This is a genomic window from Pseudomonas sp. LBUM1674, assembly GCF_059695635.1.
Genome location: NZ_CP166779.1, coordinates 5,303,008 through 5,322,013, shown reverse-complemented (window position 1 = coordinate 5,322,013; position 19,006 = coordinate 5,303,008). Strand labels below are relative to the sequence as shown.

Genomic DNA, 19,006 nt, shown 5'->3' with positions numbered 1-19,006 from the left:
GGCCACACCCGGCGGTTGCCAGGGCCGGAAGCCGCAGCACCCAACCAATGAGGATTTCGTCATGTCTATGTCAGTAAATACCAACCTCACCTCCCAGACTGTTCAGAAGAACCTGAACAAAGCTGGTGATGCGCTGAGCACCTCGATGACCCGTCTGTCTTCCGGCCTGAAAATCAACAGCGCCAAGGACGATGCTGCTGGCATGCAGATCGCCAACCGTCTGACCTCCCAGGTTAAAGGCATGAGCGTGGCGATCGCCAACGCCAACAACGGCACCTCGATTGCACAGACCGCTGAAGGCGCGATGCAAGAGTCGACCAACATTCTGCAACGTCTGCGTGAACTGGCCCTGCAGTCCGCGAACAGTGACAAAAGCGACGCTGACCGTTCCGCCCTGCAGCAAGAATTCACGGCGAAAACCGGTGAACTGACCCGTATCGCCCAAACCACCACCTTCGGTGGTCGCAACCTGCTGGACGGCTCGTTCCAGAACCAGGCGTTCCAGATCGGTTCTGATGCCAACCAGACTATCTCGTTTGGCATGAGCGATATCAGCGCTACTGGTTTGAAGGGGTCTTACAGCGAAGCGGCTGTGAGTGGCGCTGCGATGAAAAACCTGGAAGCCTCCTCCGTCGGTACAGTGCTGGCGACTGCTACCACCACGACGACTTCCCGTACTGTTACTGCTGCATCCGTGACGGGTTCGACTCAGGCGAACTTGCAGACGGCGGGTACTTCAACAATTACTGCTGCTGATGACATCACTGTTAACGGTAATTCCGTTGCGCTGACAGCTGGCATGAAAGGTGCCGCTCTTGCTGCGGCCATCACCACCGCTGACAGCACCGTCAACGCCTCGTGGGATGAAACCGCAGGCACACTGACGCTGACTTCCGCTTCCGCCATCGTCATGGGTGGTGCAGATATCGCTAACTCCGGTCTTGCTGCAACAACGACTGCAGTAACGACTGGCGCCACAGCGACAAGTTCTGCCGTTTCGACCCTGACCACCGGTGGTGCCGCTTCCACCCTGTTGGCGACAGACGAAATCACCATCAACGGCAACAAAGTTGCCATTACAGACGGCATGAAAGGTACCGCGCTGGCTTTAGCAATCACGGCTGCTGATGCGACAGTAACAGCGACCTTCAATGACGCGACTGGCGTGATGAAGCTGACCTCGGCTTCCGCAATCGCCGTGGGCGGTGCTGACGCAGCGAAATCCGGTCTGACCGCGACTTCGGCCAACACCACAGCAGCCACCACTACTACCCCTAAATCAGCCGGTTCTGCAATGGGTACGGCCGGTGAAATCGCGATCAACGGCAAGTCCGTTTCGTGGACCAAGACTGATACCGTCTCTCAAGTCATCGACAAGATGAGCGCGATCGAAGGCATCAAGTCCGCCACCTTCAACACCGAAGGCCGTGTCGAGCTGACCTCCACTGATGGCAAGGACATCAAGCTGACCAACGCTGCAGGCGGTTCGCTGGCTCAGCTGGGTCTGTCGGCAGGTACTTCTCAGGCTAAATTGACCGCAGACACGTCGATCGAGCTGAACGGTGTTGAAGTCAAATTCAAGAAGGGTGATTCCGCTGACACGATCGTTTCCTCGATCAACAGCGCCAGCACCGGCGTAACCGCCAGCAAAAACACTGATGGCACCCTGAAGCTGTTCTCCAACAAAGACATCACCGTCAAGAATGGCAGTGCAGGTACTGGTCTGGAAGCACTGGGTCTGACCGCCGCCGCAGCAGCGGGTGCTGGCACGGGTAAAACCACCGCCACCACCGTAGAAACCACCGTTTCCGACCTGAGCGTTCTGACTGCCGCTGACTCCCAGCGTACCGTCCAGGCTCTGGCCGACGCGATCCAGCAGATCGACACCCAGCGTTCCGCTCTGGGTGCCGTTCAAAACCGTCTCACCAGCACCGTGGCCAACCTGCAAAGCATCACCGAGAACTCCACCGCTGCACTGGGTCGTGTTCAGGACACTGACTTCGCTTCCGAAGCTGCTGAACTGACCAAGCAACAAACCCTGCAACAGGCATCCACTGCGATCCTGTCCCAGGCTAACCAGCTGCCATCCGCTGTGATGAAACTGCTTCAGTAATTTCAGCGCTTGGTTGAACAGAAGGGTGCGTTTACGTGCCCTTTTGTTTTTTCAGTTTTCAGCGTTTGAAGGTGGCACGAATTGTGATGCTGTCTGCCGCATCGGCCTTGCTCGCCAATAAAGCAGCAGCCACCGGCTAAGGAGAATACAGATGGCCAGTTCAACCATTACGGGTGTCGGTTCAGGTTTCGATACCGTCGGGATTGTGACTGCCTTGGTGAATGCTGAAAAAGCACCCAAGCAAAGCCAGATCACCAAGCTGCAAACCAGTACCACGACTCAGTTGTCGGCGGTGGGTACGGTAAAAGTCGCGCTCGAAACCTATCGTACGGCGATTGCCAAGCTCAATAGCGTGTCCAGCTTCAACGGTTTGGCCGCTTCGTCGTCTGACGAGAAAATTTCCAAGGTCACGATTGATGACAAGGCCTCCAGCGGTACCTATGCGCTGGATGTCACTCAATTGGCGACGGCTTCAAAAGTGACCAGCAAGGTGTTTGAGGGCGGTGCTTCGGCGGTTGTCAACGCGGGTACGCAGTCCACGACCCTGACCATCTCGCAGTCCGATAACGACTACAACGTCGCGATCCCGGCGGGTGCGACCATGCAGCAGACCCGTGACGCGATCAACACGCAGCTGCAATCCAAAGGCATCAGTGCCAACGTCCTGACCGACGCCAATGGTTCACGCCTGGTGATCAGCTCGCAGACCACGGGCAAGGGCACCGACATTACCATTAGCGGTGACTCTGAGTTGTCGACCGGGTATAGCGCCGGTAAACCGCCGGTTAACGCGCAATACACCATCGACGGCATCGCCATGGAATCGTCGAGCAACAAAATCACGTCGGCCATCAGTGGCGTGAGCCTTGAGCTGATTGACACCAAGGCCTCGACCATCACCGTGGCCTCCAACACCGGCACCCTGAAAACCTCGGTTCAGTCGTTTGTGACGGCGTACAACGCGCTGCTGACTTCGATCAACACCCAAACCAAAGTCACGGCGACGGGTGATGCGGCGACTACCACCTCGGGCGCGCTGACCGGCGATGCTTCCATGCGTCAATTGGTCAACGGTATTCGCAACGAACTGCTGCAAAACACCAGTGGGTCGAGCATCGGCAACTTGTCGCAAATGGGCATCAGTACCGACCAGAAAAGCGGGTTGCTGACTCTGGATGACAAAAAATGGGACGCCGCGGTGGCGACACCTGACGGTGCGCTTGAGATTTCCAAGGTGTTTACCGGTGACACAGGTCTGGTTGCGCGCATGACCAAAGCCACGGGTGCCTATGTTGGTACCGCCGGCCTGCTGGCCTCTCGTGCCTCGGACTTGAACACCAAGCTGACCGACCTGACCACTGAGCAAGCCGACCTGGATCGCCGTATGGAGTCCTTGAAAAGCACCCTGAGCGCCAAATACACGGCGATGGACACCTTGATCGCGCAGATGAATGCCAGCAGCTCCAGCATCATGACCACGCTCAACTCTTTGAATAACCCTAAAGACGACTGATTTGGCTCAATCTCGGGGCTAAAGTTTTTCGCGCCACCGTCGACATAGAGAGCATGTCCCAGTCATTTTGCCTGTCATCTGTAATGAGGTAGAAACATGAACCCGATGCGCGCCCTTCGTCAGTATCAGAAGGTTAATTCCCACGCTCAAGTCTCTGAAGCCAGCCCCCATCGCCTGATTCAAATGCTGATGGAAGGCGGTCTGGATCGCATGGCACAGGCCAAAGGTGCGATCAGTCGTGGTGATATCGCGCAGAAGGCGCTGTTGATTACCAAGGCTATCGACATCATCACCGGCTTGCGTCAGGGCCTGGATGAAGAAAAGACTGAAGACAAGGCCGCCTTGCAGCAGCTGGACAGCCTGTACGAATACATGACCGTCCGTTTGACCCTGGCCAATGCGCAAAACGACCCTGAGATCATCGACGAAGTGGCCCGCCTGCTGATCACGGTTAAAAGCGGCTGGGATGCAATTGCGGATCAACAAGTCGGCTAGTGTGAGGATGACGCCATGAGTCAAGCACTGCAACGGATTGAACAAACCCGCGAAGCCCTCATCGATGCGCTGGCCGAGCGCAATTGGAATGCGATCGGCGAACTGGATATGGCGTGTCGTGAATGCGTCGACGAGGTGCTCACCGAAGCACCCATCGACGAGGCGGCGGTGCGCACGAATCTGGAGAGCCTGCTGGCGGTCTACAAGGATTTATTGACGGTGGCGATGGGTGAGCGTCAGTCGATAGTCGACGAAATGTCCCAGATCACCCAAGCGAAGAGCGCGGCAAAGGTTTACCATCTGTTCGGTTGAAAAACCGACATTAGTCCAAATTGTACTGCGCCATAAATTTGACTGTGCACGGTTTTTTGACTTAACTAGTGGCTGTTTCCAGATTTCAGGCGTGTACAGGCTTTTCGGTCTGCGAGCGTCTGGCTTGCCCACTCATTTCGGGCACCGGGTTGACTAGGGAAGTAGCTATTGCATGTGGCGTGAAACCAAAATTCTGCTGATCGATGACGATAGCGTTCGCCGCCGGGATCTGGCGGTGATTTTGAATTTTCTTGGCGAAGAAAATTTACCCTGCGGCAGCCATGACTGGCAGCAGGCGGTCGGCTCGTTGTCGTCTAGTCGTGAAGTGATCTGTGTCCTCATTGGCACGGTCAGTGCGCCTGGCGCACTGCTGGGCTTGTTAAAGACACTCTCGACCTGGGATGAGTTCCTTCCGGTGTTGCTGATGGGCGATAATTCTTCCGTTGACTTGCCGGAAGACTTGCGTCGTCGCGTGCTGTCGACCCTGGAAATGCCGCCCAGCTACAGCAAATTGCTCGACTCGTTGCACCGTGCCCAGGTCTATCGCGAGATGTATGACCAGGCGCGCGAGCGCGGTCGTCATCGCGAGCCCAATCTTTTCCGCAGTCTGGTCGGTACCAGCCGGGCGATTCAGCACGTGCGGCAGATGATGCAGCAAGTTGCCGACACCGATGCCAGCGTGCTGATCCTCGGGGAGTCCGGCACTGGCAAGGAAGTGGTTGCGCGCAATCTGCATTACCACTCCAAGCGGCGTGACGCGCCGTTCGTGCCGGTCAATTGCGGGGCGATTCCGGCCGAGTTGCTGGAAAGCGAACTGTTCGGGCATGAGAAGGGCGCCTTCACCGGGGCGATCACCAGCCGGGCCGGGCGCTTCGAACTGGCCAACGGCGGCACTCTGTTTCTCGATGAAATCGGCGACATGCCGCTGCCGATGCAGGTCAAGCTGTTGCGCGTGTTGCAGGAGCGCACCTTCGAGCGTGTGGGCAGTAACAAGACCCAGAGCGTCGATGTGCGCATCATCGCGGCGACCCACAAGAACCTCGAAAGCATGATCGAGATCGGCTCGTTCCGCGAAGACCTGTACTACCGCCTGAACGTGTTCCCGATTGAAATGGCGCCCCTGCGCGAGCGTGTCGAAGACATCCCGCTGCTGATGAACGAGCTGATCTCGCGCATGGAGCACGAGAAGCGCGGTTCGATCCGTTTCAATTCCGCGGCGATCATGTCGCTGTGCCGTCATGGCTGGCCGGGTAACGTCCGTGAGCTCGCCAACCTGGTGGAGCGCATGGCGATCATGCATCCCTATGGGGTGATCGGCGTGGTCGAGTTGCCGAAGAAATTTCGCTATGTCGACGATGAAGACGAGCAACTGGTCGACAGCCTGCGCAGCGATCTCGAAGAGCGGGTGGCCATCAACGGGCATACCCCGGACTTCAGCGCCAACGCGCTGCTGCCGCCGGAAGGCCTGGACCTGAAGGACTACCTCGGTGGTCTGGAACAGGGGCTGATTCAGCAGGCACTGGATGATGCCAATGGCATCGTCGCGCGCGCCGCGGAACGGCTGCGTATTCGTCGCACCACCCTGGTGGAGAAGATGCGCAAATACGGCATGAGCCGGCGTGAGGGTGATGAACAGGCGGAGGATTGACGCCTGTTTTGCAACCCCCCCCTGTAGGAGCAAGCTCGCTCCTACAGTAGGCGGTTTTTTTTGGGCACGGGTATTGCTACAGCCCTCGCAACCTTCCGTTTAAATGACGGTCAGCCCAGCGAGAGAGCACGATGCCCCAAGCCGCCCAGATGTCTCCTGTCCCTGACGCCTTGGGGCTACCGTCGTCCGTAGAGCAGACAAGCCGGCTTGGCCTTGAGCAGTCGTTTGCCCTGTTCAACCAGATGTCGAGCCAATTGACCGACTCCTACAGCATGCTCGAGGCCCGGGTCACCGAGCTCAAGGGTGAGCTGGAAGTGGTCAGCGCCCAGCGCATGCAGGAACTGGCGGAAAAGGAACGCCTGGCCAACCGCCTGCAAAACCTCCTTGATCTGTTGCCCGGCGGCGTCATCGTCATCGATGCCCAGGGCATCGTGCGCGAAGCCAATCCCGCGGCCTGTGAACTGCTGGGGCTGCCCCTCGAAGGCGAGTTGTGGCGGCAGGTCATTGCCCGGTGCTTCGCGCCCCGGGAGGACGATGGCCATGAAGTGTCCCTCAAGGATGGCCGACGCCTGTCGATCGCCACGCGGTCGCTGGATGCCGAGCCGGGGCAGTTGGTGTTGCTTAACGACCTGACTGAAACCCGCCACCTGCAGGATCAACTGGCGCGCCACGAACGGCTGTCATCCCTGGGGCGCATGGTCGCCTCGCTTGCCCATCAGATTCGCACGCCGTTGTCCGCGGCCTTGCTCTATGCCAGTCATTTGACTGAGCAAACGCTGCCGGTCGAGACCCAGCAACGTTTCGCCGGGCGCCTCAAGGAGCGGTTGCATGAGCTCGAGCATCAGGTGCGCGACATGCTGGTGTTCGCCCGCGGCGAGCTACCGCTGACCGATCGCGTCACGCCGAAAATGCTCTTGCAGGCGCTGCAGGCGGCGGCGCTGACCCAGGTGCAGGCGTTGCCGATCCGCTGGCAGTGCGACAGCCATTCGGGGGAGCTGCTGTGCAATCGCGACACCTTGGTCGGCGCCCTGCTGAATCTGATCGAGAACGCGATTCAGGCCAGTGCCGGTGAGGTGCGCTTGAAGGTTCATCTCTATAGCCGCGACAACAGCTTGCGCGTCGCGGTCAGTGACAGCGGCAGTGGCATCGACAGCCAGGTGCTGGCCCGCCTGGGCGAGCCATTTTTCACCACCAAGGCCACCGGTACCGGCCTCGGCCTGACCGTGGTCAAGGCGGTGGCGCGGGCCCACCAGGGCCAATTGCAGTTGCGCTCGCGGCTGGGTCGCGGCACCTGCGCACTGGTGAGCCTGCCGCTTTTTTCGGCAGACAAGCCCCGCGTTCAGGGGGCGCAATGAACAACATGGCGATCAAGGTATTGCTGGTCGAGGACGACCGCGCATTGCGCGAAGCCTTGGCGGATACGCTGCTGCTCGGCGGTCACGCTTACACCGCCGTGGGTTCGGCGGAGGAGGCGCTGGCCGCCGTCAGTGTCGAGGCGTTCAATCTGGTGCTCAGCGACGTCAACATGCCGGGCATGGATGGCCATCAATTGCTCGGCTTGCTGCGGGCGCGTCAGCCGCAATTGCCGGTGTTGCTGATGACGGCCCATGGCGCGGTGGAGCGGGCGGTCGACGCGATGCGTCAAGGTGCGGCGGATTATCTGGTCAAGCCGTTCGAGCCCAGGACCTTGCTTGACCTGGTGGCGCGGCATGCGCTTGGCAGTCTTGGTGCGAGCGAAGGCGAGGGGCCGATAGCGTTTGAGCCGGCCAGTGCGCAATTGCTCGAATTGGCCGCGCGGGTCGCGCGCAGTGATTCCACGGTGCTGATCTCCGGTGAGTCCGGGACCGGCAAGGAAGTGCTGGCCCGGTACATCCATCAGCACTCCCGGCGCGCCAGTCAGCCGTTTATTGCGATCAACTGCGCAGCCATCCCCGACAACATGCTCGAGGCCACGCTGTTCGGTCACGAGAAGGGTTCGTTCACCGGCGCCATCGCGGCGCAGGCCGGCAAGTTCGAACAGGCGGACGGCGGGACCATCCTGCTCGATGAAATTTCCGAAATGCCCTTGGGTTTGCAGGCCAAGCTTTTGCGGGTGTTGCAGGAGCGGGAGGTCGAGCGGGTCGGTGCACGCAAGCCGATCATCCTGGATATTCGGGTGGTTGCCACCACTAACCGTGACCTGGCCGCTGAAGTGGCGGCGGGGCGGTTCCGTGAGGACCTGTATTATCGGCTGTCGGTGTTTCCGTTGGCCTGGCGTCCGTTGCGCGAGCGTACTGCGGATATCCTGCCGCTGGCCGAGCGCTTGCTGGCCAAGTACGTCCACAAAATGAAGCATGCCGCGGCACGCCTGTCGCCCGAGGCGCAGGCATGCCTGATCGGTTATCCATGGCCCGGCAATGTGCGTGAGCTGGATAATGCGATTCAGCGGGCGCTGATTCTGCAGCAGGGCGGGTTGATTCAGCCTCAGGATTTTTGCCTGGCGGGGCCGGTTGCCTGTGCGCCGTTGCCGGGCCTGGCGCCTGCCACGGTGCGCGCCGTTGAGGTCGAAGCGGAATCTGCCGGGGCCTTGGGCGATGATCTGCGGCGCCGTGAGTTCCAGATGATCATCGACACCTTGCGCGCCGAGCGTGGGCGGCGCAAAGAGGCGGCCGAACGCCTGGGTATCAGTCCGCGCACCTTGCGTTACAAGCTGGCGCAGATGCGTGATGCGGGAATGGATGTGGAAGCCTGCCTGTTCGCCACCTGATCCGGAAACGAACCACCCAATCATGCCGCAACACGACCCCCTGTAGGAGCTGGCTTGCCAGCGAAGACGGTCTATTGGCCAATACATGTGTCGCCTGACACACCGCCCCCCTGTAGGAGCTGGCTTGCCAGCGAAGACGGTCTATCAGCCAATACATGTGTCGCCTGACACACCGCCTTCGCTGGCAAGCCAGCTCCTACAGGGGGGGGGCGGAGTGTCAGCCAATACATGTATCGCCTCACACGCCGCCTTCGCGAGCAAGCTCGCTCCCACAATGTTTTGCGGTGATTAACGGTTGAGTCAAAGCCCGCAGGGGCTTTTGTTTTTCGTGGCCATGGAGCTGGCACCCTTGTTGCTAACACCTGACTACCCGCCGAGTGAGCGTCAAAAAATTGCGGTCGCCAAAGAGAGTAGACGATGAGCCAAGGTATTGAATTCAATCGGTTGATGCTGGACATGCGGGCCATGCAAATGGATGCCATGTCTGCGCCGAAACCGACGGCTGCCGTCCCGCAACTGCCGGGCAGCAGCTTTGCCGACATGCTCGGTCAGGCCGTCAATAAAGTGAACGAAACCCAGCAGGCCTCCAGCCAGTTGTCCACGGCGTTCGAGATCGGCAAAAGCGGTGTCGATCTGACCGACGTGATGATTGCCAAGGAAAAAGCCGGTGTGTCTTTCCAGGCGATCACCCAAGTCCGTAACAAGCTGGTCCAGGCCTACCAAGACATCATGCAGATGCCGGTTTAAGGACGATATCGAGTCATGGCAGAACCAGGCGCTGATAACGTTCCGGCCAGGACCACTCCGATAGGCGGCAAGCCGCCGCTGTTCGGCTTGTCCTTCCTGGAAAATCTCTCCGAGATGACCATGCTGCGTCAGGTGGGCCTGTTGGTCGGTCTGGCGGCGAGCGTGGCGATTGGCTTTGCCGTGGTGTTGTGGTCCCAGCAACCGGACTACCGGCCTCTGTACGGCAGCCTCGCCGGGATGGACGCCAAGCAGGTCATGGATACCCTGGCGGCCGCCGATATTGCCTACTCTGTCGAACCCAATTCCGGCGCCTTGCTGGTCAAGGCCGAAGACCTGTCCCGCGCGCGCCTCAAGCTCGCGGGCGCTGGTGTCACTCCCAGCGACGGCAATATCGGTTTTGAAATCCTCGACAAGGACCAGGGCCTGGGCACCAGCCAGTTCATGGAAGCGACCCGCTATCGGCGCGGCCTGGAAGGCGAACTGGCACGGACCATCTCCAGCCTGAACAACGTCAAGGGTGCCCGCGTGCACCTGGCCATTCCGAAAAGCTCGGTGTTCGTGCGCGATGAGCGCAAGCCCAGCGCGTCGGTGCTGATCGAGCTGTATTCCGGCCGTTCCCTGGAACCTGGCCAGGTGCTGGCGATCATCAATCTGGTCGCCACCAGTGTGCCTGAGCTGAGCAAATCCCAGGTCACCGTGGTCGATCAGAAGGGCAACCTGTTGTCGGATCAGGCGGAAAATTCCGAGCTGACCATGGCCGGCAAGCAATTCGACTACAGCCGCCGCATGGAAAGCATGCTCACCCAGCGCGTGCATAACATCCTGCAACCGGTGCTGGGCAATGATCGCTACAAAGCCGAAGTCTCGGCCGATGTGGATTTCAGTGCCGTCGAGTCGACCTCCGAGCAGTTCAACCCGGACCAGCCGGCGTTGCGCAGCGAACAATCGGTGAACGAACAACGCACCACCAGCAATGGCCCGCAAGGCGTGCCGGGTGCCCTGAGCAACCAGCCACCATCGCCGGCGTCCGCCCCTGCAACCACCGGTGGCGGCACCGCGTCGGCCGGCATGGTGCAGCCTGGCCAGCCGTTGCTCGACGCCAACGGTCAGCAAATCATGGACCCGGCCACCGGCCAGCCGATGCTCGCACCGTACCCGGCTGACAAGCGTTCCCAGTCCACCCGTAACTTCGAGCTCGACCGTTCCATCAGCCACACCAAACAGCAGCAGGGCCGTTTGAATCGCCTGTCGGTGTCGGTGGTGGTGGATGATCAGGTCAGGATCAACCCGGCCAACGGTGAAACCACCCGTGCGCCGTGGACTGCCGATGAATTGTCGCGCTTCACCCGCCTGGTGCAGGACGCCGTCGGTTTCGACGCCAGCCGTGGCGACAGCGTCAGCGTGATCAACATGCCGTTCTCCGCCGAGCGTGCTGAAGTGATCGCCGATGTGCCGTTCTACTCCCAGCCGTGGTTCTGGGATGTGCTCAAGCAAGTGCTGGGTGTGCTGTTCATCCTGGTGCTGGTCTTCGGCGTGCTGCGTCCGGTACTGAACAACATCACCAATGGCGGCAAAGGCAAGCAGCTGGCCGGCATTGGCAGTGACGTCGAATTGGGTGGCATGGGCGGTCTGGATGGCGAACTGGCCAATGACCGCGTCAGCCTCGGCGGGCCGCAAAGCATCCTGCTGCCGAGCCCGAGCGAAGGCTATGACGCCCAGTTGAATGCAATCAAGAGCCTGGTGGCAGAAGACCCGGGTCGCGTGGCCCAGGTCGTGAAAGAGTGGATTAACGCAGATGAATGATAACCGAGCCGCTGCCGCCAAACTGTCCAAGGTCGACAAAGCCGCGATCCTGCTGCTGTCCCTGGGCTCCACCGACGCCGCCCAGGTGTTGCGCCACATGGGCCCGAAGGAGGTTCAGCGGGTGGGCGTGGCCATGGCGCAGATGGGCAACGTGCACCGCGAGCAGGTCGAGCAGGTGATGAGCGAGTTCGTCGACATCGTCGGCGACCAGACCAGCCTGGGCGTCGGCTCCGACGACTACGTGCGCAAAATGCTGACCCAGGCCCTGGGCGAAGAGAAGGCCAACGGCCTGATCGACCGCATCCTGCTGGGCGGCAACACCAGCGGCCTCGACAGCCTGAAGTGGATGGAGCCGCGCGCCGTCGCCGACGTGATCCGTTATGAGCACCCACAGATCCAGGCCATCGTGGTCGCCTATCTCGACCCGGACCAGGCCGGTGAGGTGCTGGGCAACTTCGATCACAAGGTGCGCCTCGACATTATCTTGCGGGTGTCCGCGCTCAACACCGTGCAACCAGCCGCCCTGAAAGAACTCAACCAGATTCTCGAGAAGCAGTTCGCCGGCAATTCGAGTGCCTCGCGTACCAACCTGGGGGGCATCAAGCGCGCGGCCGACATCATGAACTTCCTCGACAGCTCGGTCGAAGGCCAGTTGATGGACTCGATCCGCGAAGTCGACGAAGACCTGTCCGGCCGGATCGAAGACCTGATGTTTGTGTTCAACAACCTGGCCGATGTCGATGACCGCGGGATCCAGGCGTTGCTGCGCGAAGTGTCCTCCGATGTGCTGGTGCTGGCCCTCAAGGGCTCGGATGAAAACGTCAAGGACAAGATCTTCAAGAACATGTCCAAGCGGGCGGCCGAACTGTTGCGCGACGACCTCGAGGCCAAGGGTCCGGTGCGCGTCAGCGACGTGGAAACCGCGCAGAAAGAAATCCTCACCATTGCCCGCCGTATGGCCGAAGCCGGAGAAATCGTTCTCGGCGGGAAGGGCGGCGAAGAGATGATCTGACATCACTATGTCGAGCGAACATGATGAGTCTCAGACCGACCTGATCCGAGCCAAGGACGTCAGGGGTGTCGATCTCTGGTCGTTGCCCAGTTTCGATCCGTACGTCCCGGAGCCGGAGCCCGAGCCCGAGCCTGAACCCGAGCCGCCGCAAATGGAGGAAGTGCCGCTGGAGGACGTCCAGCCGCTGACCCTCGAAGAACTCGAAAGCATTCGCCAGGAGGCTTACAACGAAGGCTTTGCCACCGGCGAGCGGGAGGGCTTTCACAGCGCCACGCTCAAGGTCCGCCAGGAAGCCGAAGTGGCGCTGACGGCGAAGCTTGCCGCGCTGGAAAAGCTGATGGGCCACCTGTTGGAACCCATTGCCGAGCAGGACACCGAGATCGAGAAGTCCCTGGTCGACCTCGTGCAGCACATCACCCGACAGGTGATTCAGCGCGAACTGGCCATCGACTCGACACAGATCGAACACGTCATGCGCGAAGCCCTCAAACTGTTGCCATTGGGCGTGGGCAACGTGCGGCTGTACATCAATCCGCAAGATTTCGCACAGGTCAAAGCCCTGCGCGAGCGTCATGAAGAAACCTGGCGCATCGTCGAGGACGAGTCATTGCTGGCGGGAGGGTGCCGGGTCGAGACCGAGCACAGTCGCATTGACGCTTCGGTAGAAACCCGTATTGCGCGGGTCATGGACAAGCTGTTCGATCAACTGCACGAACAGGCGCTGCACCCGGCTGCGCCGGACCTGAGCCTGGAGCTGCCGACGGGCAACACACCGCCAGTCGCCCCCGCACCGGAGCTGCCCGATGCGCCTTGACCGCACCAGCTTCGCCAAGCGCCTGGGCAGTTACGCCGAGGCCACGACGCTGGCCGGCGCGCCGATCCTCGAAGGCCGCCTGCTGCGCATGGTCGGCCTGACCCTCGAGGCCGAAGGCTTGCGCGCCGCCATGGGCAGCCGCTGCATGGTGATCAACGACGACAGTTACCACCCGATGCAGGTCGAAGCCGAAGTCATGGGCTTCTCGGGCAGCAAAGTCTTTCTGATGCCGGTCGGCAGCGTCACCGGTATCGCCCCCGGTGCGCGCGTGGTGCCGCTGGCGGATAGCGGCCGCCTGCCGATGGGCATGAGCATGCTCGGGCGGGTACTCGACGGCGCCGGTCGGGCGCTGGACGGCAAGGGCGGGATGAAGGCCGAAGACTGGGTGCCGATGGACGGCCCGACCATCAACCCGCTCAAGCGTGAACCGATCAGCGAGCCGCTGGACGTGGGCATTCGTTGCATCAACGGCTTGTTGACGGTCGGTCGCGGCCAGCGTCTCGGGTTGTTCGCCGGTACGGGCGTGGGCAAGAGTGTGCTGCTGGGCATGATGACCCGCTTCACCGAGGCCGACATCATCGTGGTCGGGCTGATCGGTGAACGGGGTCGTGAAGTCAAGGAGTTCATCGAGCACAGCCTCGGTGAAGAAGGTCTCAAGCGTTCGGTGGTGGTGGCCTCGCCAGCGGACGATGCGCCGCTGATGCGTCTGCGCGCGGCCATGTACTGCACGCGCATCGCCGAATATTTCCGCGACAAGGGCAAGAACGTGCTGTTGCTCATGGACTCCCTGACCCGATTCGCCCAGGCCCAGCGGGAAATCGCCCTGGCCATCGGCGAACCGCCCGCGACCAAGGGTTATCCGCCTTCGGTGTTCGCCAAGTTGCCGAAACTGGTGGAGCGCGCCGGTAATGCCGAGAAGGGCGGCGGATCGATCACGGCGTTCTACACCGTGTTGTCCGAAGGCGACGACCAGCAGGACCCGATTGCCGACTCGGCGCGAGGCGTGCTCGACGGGCACATCGTGCTGTCCCGGCGCCTGGCCGAGGAGGGTCACTACCCGGCGATCGATATCGAAGCGTCCATCAGCCGGGTCATGCCGTCGGTGGTGTCAGCCGAACACATGGCCCGCGCCCAGTATTTCAAGCAATTGTGGTCGCGGTATCAGCAGAGTCGCGACCTGATCAGCGTCGGCGCCTACGTCGCCGGCGGTGACCGGGAAACCGACCTGGCGATTGCCCTGCAACCGCAGTTGGTCAAATACCAGCGCCAGGGCCTGAACGACAGCATCAGCCTGGGTGAAAGCGAAGCCTATCTGGGCTCGATCTTCGCCCCCGCGGCTGGCGGCTAACCGGCCATGGCCCAAAGTCGCGCAGCACGCCTGGCACCGGTGGTGGACATGGCGGAAAAGGTCGAGAAAGCCGCGGTCCAGCGCCTGGGGCACTTTCAGGGGCAGGCCCGTCTGGCCGAAAGCAAACTCGCCGACCTCGAAGCCTTTCGGCTCGACTACCAGGAGCAATGGATCGTGCGCGGCAGCAGCGGCGTTTCCGGTCAATGGTTGCTGGGGTATCAAGGCTTCCTGGCGCAGCTGGGCACGGCCATCGATCAGCAACGACAAAGCCTCGCCTGGCATCAGAATAATCTGAACAAGGCACGGGAAACCTGGCAGCAGGCGTATGCCCGGGTCGAAGGATTGCGCAAGCTGGTCCAGCGATATACGGATGAAGCGCGGCGGCTGGAAGACAAGCGTGAGCAGAAGCTGCTGGATGAATTGTCGCAGCGGTTGCCGCGGCAGGATCCGTATTGAATCAGTGAGACCGCGTTATCGTTCTTCGCGAGCAAGCTCGCTCCCACAGGTTCTGTGTCGTATTCAAATGCTGTGAACGACACAAAACCTGTGGGAGCGAGCTTGCTCGCGATGACGATCTGACCGACGCTGCAATTCCCCAGCCTTGCCCCCGCCCCCGCCAAGTGCTAAACCTTCTACACGTATGTTCCCCAATGACAAGGAAGCCGTTCATGTCAGTCTTATCAGAAGTATCCCCCGATGGACAAAAGCTGACGATATCGATCAAGGGACGATTCGATTTCGCCAAGCATCAGGAATTTCGTGAGTCCTACGAGCACAAGGACCTCGGCGCAGTTGTCGTCGACTTGAAAGAAGCCACCTACCTCGACAGTTCGGCACTGGGCATGTTGCTCTTGCTGCGCGATCATGCCGGTGGCGACAATTCCGACATTCGCGTGGTCAACAGCAGTTCCGACGTGAAGAAAATCCTCGCCATCTCCAATTTCGACAAACTGTTCGACATCAGTTGAGCGGCATGCAATCGCCGCTCGAATCACTGACGGTCCTGATCGCCGAAGACAGCGCGGCCGATCGCATGCTGCTGTCGAGCATCGTCCGGCGCCAGGGCCATGCAGTGCTGACGGCCGCCAACGGTGCCGAGGCGGTCGAAGCGTTCCGTCAGCAACGCCCGCAGCTGGTGTTGATGGACGCGATGATGCCGGTGATGGATGGCTTCGAGGCGGCGCGGCAGATCAAGGCGTTGGCCGGGCAAACCCTGGTGCCGATCATCTTCCTGACGTCGCTCACCGAAAGCGAAGCCCTGGCGCGCTGTCTGGAGGCCGGGGGCGACGACTTTCTGGCAAAACCCTACAACCAGGTGATCCTCGCCGCCAAAATCAAGGCGATGGACCGCTTGCGCCGGTTGCAGGCCACCGTGTTGCAGCAGCGTGACCAGATCGCCCGGCATCACCATCACCTGCTCAATGAGCAGCGGGTGGCCAAGGCCGTATTCGACAAGGTGGCTCATTCCGGTTGCCTGAATGCCCCGAATATCCGCTACCTGCAATCGCCCTACGCGCTGTTCAACGGTGACCTGCTGCTGGCCGCGTTCACCCCGGCCGGCGACATGCATATATTGCTCGGGGATTTCACCGGCCATGGGTTGCCGGCGGCGGTCGGGGCCATGCCCCTGGCGGAAGTCTTCTATGGCATGACGGCCAAGGGTTACGGCCTGTCCGAAACCTTGCGCGAGATGAATGCCAAGCTCAAGCGCATCCTGCCGGTGGACATGTTCTGCTGTGCCACGCTGCTGTGCCTGAGTTTTCAGCGGCGTTCGGTGGAGGTGTGGAACGGCGGCATGCCGGACGGTTACCTGCACCGCATCGCCACGGGTGAGCGCACGCCGCTGAAGGCTCAGCACTTGCCGCTCGGCGTGCTGAGCCCGCAAACCTTTGACGATCGCACCGACGTGTTGCCGATGGCGGTCGGCGATCGGGTGTTCCTGTTATCCGACGGTGTGCTCGATACCTGCGATACCAACGAACAACTGTTTGGTGTCGAGCGATTGCAGCAAGTGTTTGCCGCCAATCGTCAGCCTGATGCGTTATTCGCCGAGATCGAGCAGGCGCTGCGCGATTTTCGCGGTGAAGCCCGTGACGACGTCAGTATGGTCGAGGTCAGCTTGCTGGAGGCGGCGCAGGTCAGCCCGCCGGTGTTGGTGTATTCCGACAGTGGCCAGTCCTGTCCGCTGGACTGGTCGGTGAGTTTCGAGTTTCGCGCGGCCACGCTCAAACGCTTCAACCCGCTACCCTATCTGTTGCAGTTGCTGCTCGAGGTCCATGGTCTGCGGGCGCAAAGCGGAGCGCTCTACAGTGTGCTGGCGGAACTGTACTCCAACGCCCTCGAGCATGGCGTACTGGGCCTGGACTCCAGCCTCAAACGGGATGCCTCGGGTTTTGCCCGCTATTATCAACAGCGCAATACACGCCTGGATGAATTGCAGGATGGCTTCATCCGGGTACATTTGCAGGTGATACCGAAGGGCGAGGGCGGTTGCCTGACGGTGCGCGTCGAAGACAGTGGCAAGGGGTTTGATGTCGATCGGGTGTTGCAGCTGCCCGCTGATGGTATCCGTCTGTCGGGACGTGGCGTCGGTCTGATCCGTCAATTGAGCCGTAATGCCAGCTGGTCCGACGAAGGTCGAAGTGCCCGCGTGGAATTTTTCTGGGAGGCTCTGGCATAATCCACGCATTCTTGATCAAGGAGTGAGCAAGTGGCTGACACACATCTGGACCGCGACGTGCTGAGCGCGTTGCAAGAAGTCATGGAGGATGAGTATCCGATGTTGCTGGATACCTTTCTCGCCGACGCTGAAGAACGCCTGGTTCTGTTGCACAAGGCAGACGATGCCCAGCAACTGATGAATGCTGCCCATAGTTTCAAGGGCAGCAGCAGCAACATGGGCGCCATTCGCCTGGCCCGGTTGTGCCATGAGCTGGAGCAATGCGCCAAGCAGAAAAGCCTCGCCGGCGTTGAAAAACTGGTGGGCGAAATTGACGGCGAATTCGCCCTTGTCCGTCCGCTTTATGAGGCCGAGCGTCAGCGCTCTCTCGCCGACTAGGAAGACTGTTTGCCGCTTTTCGCGCCTGACACTTGAACCTGGCGCGACCCTTGCTTTGATCTCCGTCAACTGTACCTACGTTCCCAGTGCGGCGGAGACCGTTTCATGCCCGTTACCCCCAATATGCTTCTGCAGGCCGCCGCCCAGACCAAGGCCAAGGCGGCGTCCGCCAATACACCGGCGCAGGTCGCCGAGCCCGGGGACAAGGCCTCCAGCTTCGCTCATGTCTACGCCAATCAGGCTCGGAATACACTTTCTGCAGGGAACGACGGGCTGGCCAAGCCCATGCGCGGCACCGCCGCTGAGGGGCCGGGTAAAAAGGACCTCGGCCACGACAAGGCTGCCGCCCCGAAACCGGCCGTTGCCGATAGCGGCAAATCCTTGCCCGCCGATAAACCGGCGGCCGACGACCCGATCGCCGACGATGGTTCGGATGCCGTTGACGCCTCTGTCACCGAGGCGACGGGCGAGCCAACTGCCGATCCCGCAGGGCCGACACTCGTTGCGCAAACTCCGCCAGCAGTAGACGCTGTGCCGCCCCTGGGCGCACAGCCGGTTGTTGCGGCAACGACGCCGGCCGTCACCGTCGACGCCACGTTCGATCCCCAGGCCGACCCCCTCGATGCCCTGCCAGCCTTGCGCATGGCCATGGAGCAGGGCGGGCACATTTGCGCTTCCAGCCAGGCTCAGCACCAAGCGCTGCCGCCCTCGGCGCAAAACCTGGTCGCCGGCCTGGCGAGCATGCTTGACGTGCAGGCCGAAAAGGACAGCACCGAGGGCGGGGACAAGGCCTTCAGCGGCCTGCTCGATGACGGCCTGAAAGACTTGAAGACCGCCAGCAGCGATACCCGTGTCGACGACTTCGCCAACCGCCTGGCGGCGCTGACCCAGGCGGCCACGCCGAAAACCGCCAACGCGTTGCCGGTGAACCAGCCGATCGCCCTGCATCAAAGTGGCTGGACCGAAGAAGTGGTGAACCGGGTCATGTACCTGTCCAGCGCCAACCTCAAGGCGGCCGACATCCAGTTGCAACCGGCCGAACTCGGGCGCCTCGACATTCGCGTGAACATGGTGCCGGATCAGCAGACCCAGGTCACCTTCATGAGCGCGCATCCTGGTGTCCGCGAAGCGCTGGACGGGCAGATGCATCGCTTGCGTGAGATGTTTGCGCAGCAGGGTATGGGGCAGGTTGATGTCAACGTGTCCGATCAGTCTCGTGGTTCGCAGCAGGGACAGGACCAGGCACAGCAAAGTCACAGCGGGCGGACCAGCGCCAGCGGTGGTCGCCTCGATTCCATGGATGACGAGCGTGCGCCAACAGGCGCCGAAGTGGCAGCCAGCACGACCAGCATCATCGGCTCCAGCGCAGTGGATTATTACGCCTGATAAATTGCAGC

At 61.0% G+C, this 19,006-nt stretch carries 17 protein-coding genes; all 17 read left to right on the top strand.

What is annotated here, in order from left to right:
* Positions 1-61 precede the first annotated feature (61 nt).
* The 17 genes from ACA067_RS24365 (at position 62) to ACA067_RS24285 (ending at position 18,995) form a co-directional block, all read left to right on the top strand.
* A complete protein-coding gene (locus ACA067_RS24365; RefSeq protein WP_497458855.1) occupies positions 62-2,113 on the top strand; it encodes a flagellin N-terminal helical domain-containing protein in 2,052 nt (683 codons plus the stop codon).
* Between the two features lie 151 nt (positions 2,114-2,264).
* Positions 2,265-3,626, top strand: coding sequence for a flagellar filament capping protein FliD (fliD, locus tag ACA067_RS24360; protein WP_497458854.1), 1,362 nt, complete (start codon positions 2,265-2,267; stop codon positions 3,624-3,626).
* Positions 3,627-3,722: 96 nt separating this feature from the next.
* Complete coding sequence (gene fliS / locus ACA067_RS24355) at positions 3,723-4,121, top strand: flagellar export chaperone FliS (RefSeq protein ID WP_497458853.1); 399 nt, start codon at positions 3,723-3,725, stop codon at positions 4,119-4,121.
* A gap of 15 nt (positions 4,122-4,136) precedes the next feature.
* A complete protein-coding gene (gene fliT, locus ACA067_RS24350; protein ID WP_497458852.1) occupies positions 4,137-4,433 on the top strand; it encodes a flagellar protein FliT in 297 nt (98 codons plus the stop codon).
* 172 nt (positions 4,434-4,605) lie between these two features.
* The gene (locus tag ACA067_RS24345; RefSeq protein ID WP_497458851.1) at positions 4,606-6,081 is read left to right on the top strand and encodes a sigma-54 dependent transcriptional regulator; all 1,476 of its coding nucleotides are present in this window, start codon (positions 4,606-4,608) and stop codon (positions 6,079-6,081) included.
* A 131-nt stretch (positions 6,082-6,212) separates the two neighbouring features.
* Positions 6,213-7,436 (top strand): sensor histidine kinase, encoded by a 1,224-nt coding sequence (locus tag ACA067_RS24340; RefSeq protein WP_497458850.1) that lies wholly within the window; start codon positions 6,213-6,215, stop codon positions 7,434-7,436.
* A gap of 5 nt (positions 7,437-7,441) precedes the next feature.
* Positions 7,442-8,827 (top strand): sigma-54-dependent response regulator transcription factor FleR, encoded by a 1,386-nt coding sequence (gene fleR, locus ACA067_RS24335; protein ID WP_497462841.1) that lies wholly within the window; start codon positions 7,442-7,444, stop codon positions 8,825-8,827.
* Positions 8,828-9,244: 417 nt separating this feature from the next.
* Positions 9,245-9,574, top strand: coding sequence for a flagellar hook-basal body complex protein FliE (gene fliE / locus ACA067_RS24330; protein ID WP_064679115.1), 330 nt, complete (start codon positions 9,245-9,247; stop codon positions 9,572-9,574).
* Positions 9,575-9,589: 15 nt separating this feature from the next.
* On the top strand, positions 9,590-11,377 hold the full coding sequence (gene fliF, locus ACA067_RS24325; protein ID WP_497458849.1) for a flagellar basal-body MS-ring/collar protein FliF: 1,788 nt from the start codon (positions 9,590-9,592) through the stop codon (positions 11,375-11,377).
* Positions 11,370-12,389: a flagellar motor switch protein FliG gene (gene fliG / locus ACA067_RS24320; RefSeq protein ID WP_497458848.1), complete on the top strand. Its 1,020-nt coding sequence runs from the start codon at positions 11,370-11,372 to the stop codon at positions 12,387-12,389. The genes fliF and fliG overlap by 8 nt, the downstream gene beginning before the upstream one ends.
* 7 nt (positions 12,390-12,396) lie before the next feature.
* Positions 12,397-13,203, top strand: coding sequence for a flagellar assembly protein FliH (gene fliH / locus ACA067_RS24315; RefSeq protein ID WP_497458847.1), 807 nt, complete (start codon positions 12,397-12,399; stop codon positions 13,201-13,203).
* Positions 13,193-14,551, top strand: coding sequence for a flagellar protein export ATPase FliI (fliI, locus tag ACA067_RS24310; RefSeq protein ID WP_497458846.1), 1,359 nt, complete (start codon positions 13,193-13,195; stop codon positions 14,549-14,551). The genes fliH and fliI overlap by 11 nt, the downstream gene beginning before the upstream one ends.
* Before the next feature lie 6 nt (positions 14,552-14,557).
* Positions 14,558-15,007, top strand: coding sequence for a flagellar export protein FliJ (fliJ, locus tag ACA067_RS24305; RefSeq protein WP_497458845.1), 450 nt, complete (start codon positions 14,558-14,560; stop codon positions 15,005-15,007).
* Positions 15,008-15,219: 212 nt separating this feature from the next.
* Positions 15,220-15,519 carry an STAS domain-containing protein gene (locus ACA067_RS24300; RefSeq protein ID WP_497458844.1) on the top strand — a complete coding sequence of 100 codons (300 nt, stop codon included), beginning with the start codon at positions 15,220-15,222 and terminating at the stop codon, positions 15,517-15,519.
* A gap of 5 nt (positions 15,520-15,524) precedes the next feature.
* Positions 15,525-17,231 carry an ATP-binding SpoIIE family protein phosphatase gene (locus ACA067_RS24295; protein WP_497458843.1) on the top strand — a complete coding sequence of 569 codons (1,707 nt, stop codon included), beginning with the start codon at positions 15,525-15,527 and terminating at the stop codon, positions 17,229-17,231.
* A 30-nt stretch (positions 17,232-17,261) separates the two neighbouring features.
* Positions 17,262-17,609: an Hpt domain-containing protein gene (locus ACA067_RS24290; protein ID WP_497458842.1), complete on the top strand. Its 348-nt coding sequence runs from the start codon at positions 17,262-17,264 to the stop codon at positions 17,607-17,609.
* Positions 17,610-17,714: 105 nt separating this feature from the next.
* Complete coding sequence (locus ACA067_RS24285) at positions 17,715-18,995, top strand: flagellar hook-length control protein FliK (protein WP_497458841.1); 1,281 nt, start codon at positions 17,715-17,717, stop codon at positions 18,993-18,995.
* Positions 18,996-19,006 lie beyond the last annotated feature (11 nt).

Excerpts from the sequence above, each read along its gene's own strand:
- ACA067_RS24340 (WP_497458850.1), top strand. The coding sequence starts at position 6,213 with ATGCCCCAAGCCGCCCAGATGTCTCCTGTCCCTGACGCCTTGGGGCTA.
- ACA067_RS24295 (WP_497458843.1), top strand. The coding sequence starts at position 15,525 with ATGCAATCGCCGCTCGAATCACTGACGGTCCTGATCGCCGAAGACAGC.
- fliD (WP_497458854.1), top strand. The coding sequence starts at position 2,265 with ATGGCCAGTTCAACCATTACGGGTGTCGGTTCAGGTTTCGATACCGTC.
- fliG (WP_497458848.1), top strand. The coding sequence starts at position 11,370 with ATGAATGATAACCGAGCCGCTGCCGCCAAACTGTCCAAGGTCGACAAA.
- ACA067_RS24365 (WP_497458855.1), top strand. The coding sequence starts at position 62 with ATGTCTATGTCAGTAAATACCAACCTCACCTCCCAGACTGTTCAGAAG.
- fliS (WP_497458853.1), top strand. The coding sequence starts at position 3,723 with ATGAACCCGATGCGCGCCCTTCGTCAGTATCAGAAGGTTAATTCCCAC.
- ACA067_RS24300 (WP_497458844.1), top strand. The coding sequence starts at position 15,220 with ATGTCAGTCTTATCAGAAGTATCCCCCGATGGACAAAAGCTGACGATA.
- ACA067_RS24285 (WP_497458841.1), top strand. The coding sequence starts at position 17,715 with ATGCCCGTTACCCCCAATATGCTTCTGCAGGCCGCCGCCCAGACCAAG.
- fliH (WP_497458847.1), top strand. The coding sequence starts at position 12,397 with ATGTCGAGCGAACATGATGAGTCTCAGACCGACCTGATCCGAGCCAAG.
- fliT (WP_497458852.1), top strand. The coding sequence starts at position 4,137 with ATGAGTCAAGCACTGCAACGGATTGAACAAACCCGCGAAGCCCTCATC.
- fliI (WP_497458846.1), top strand. The coding sequence starts at position 13,193 with ATGCGCCTTGACCGCACCAGCTTCGCCAAGCGCCTGGGCAGTTACGCC.
- ACA067_RS24345 (WP_497458851.1), top strand. The coding sequence starts at position 4,606 with ATGTGGCGTGAAACCAAAATTCTGCTGATCGATGACGATAGCGTTCGC.
- fliJ (WP_497458845.1), top strand. The coding sequence starts at position 14,558 with ATGGCCCAAAGTCGCGCAGCACGCCTGGCACCGGTGGTGGACATGGCG.
- fliE (WP_064679115.1), top strand. The coding sequence starts at position 9,245 with ATGAGCCAAGGTATTGAATTCAATCGGTTGATGCTGGACATGCGGGCC.
- fliF (WP_497458849.1), top strand. The coding sequence starts at position 9,590 with ATGGCAGAACCAGGCGCTGATAACGTTCCGGCCAGGACCACTCCGATA.
- fleR (WP_497462841.1), top strand. The coding sequence starts at position 7,442 with ATGGCGATCAAGGTATTGCTGGTCGAGGACGACCGCGCATTGCGCGAA.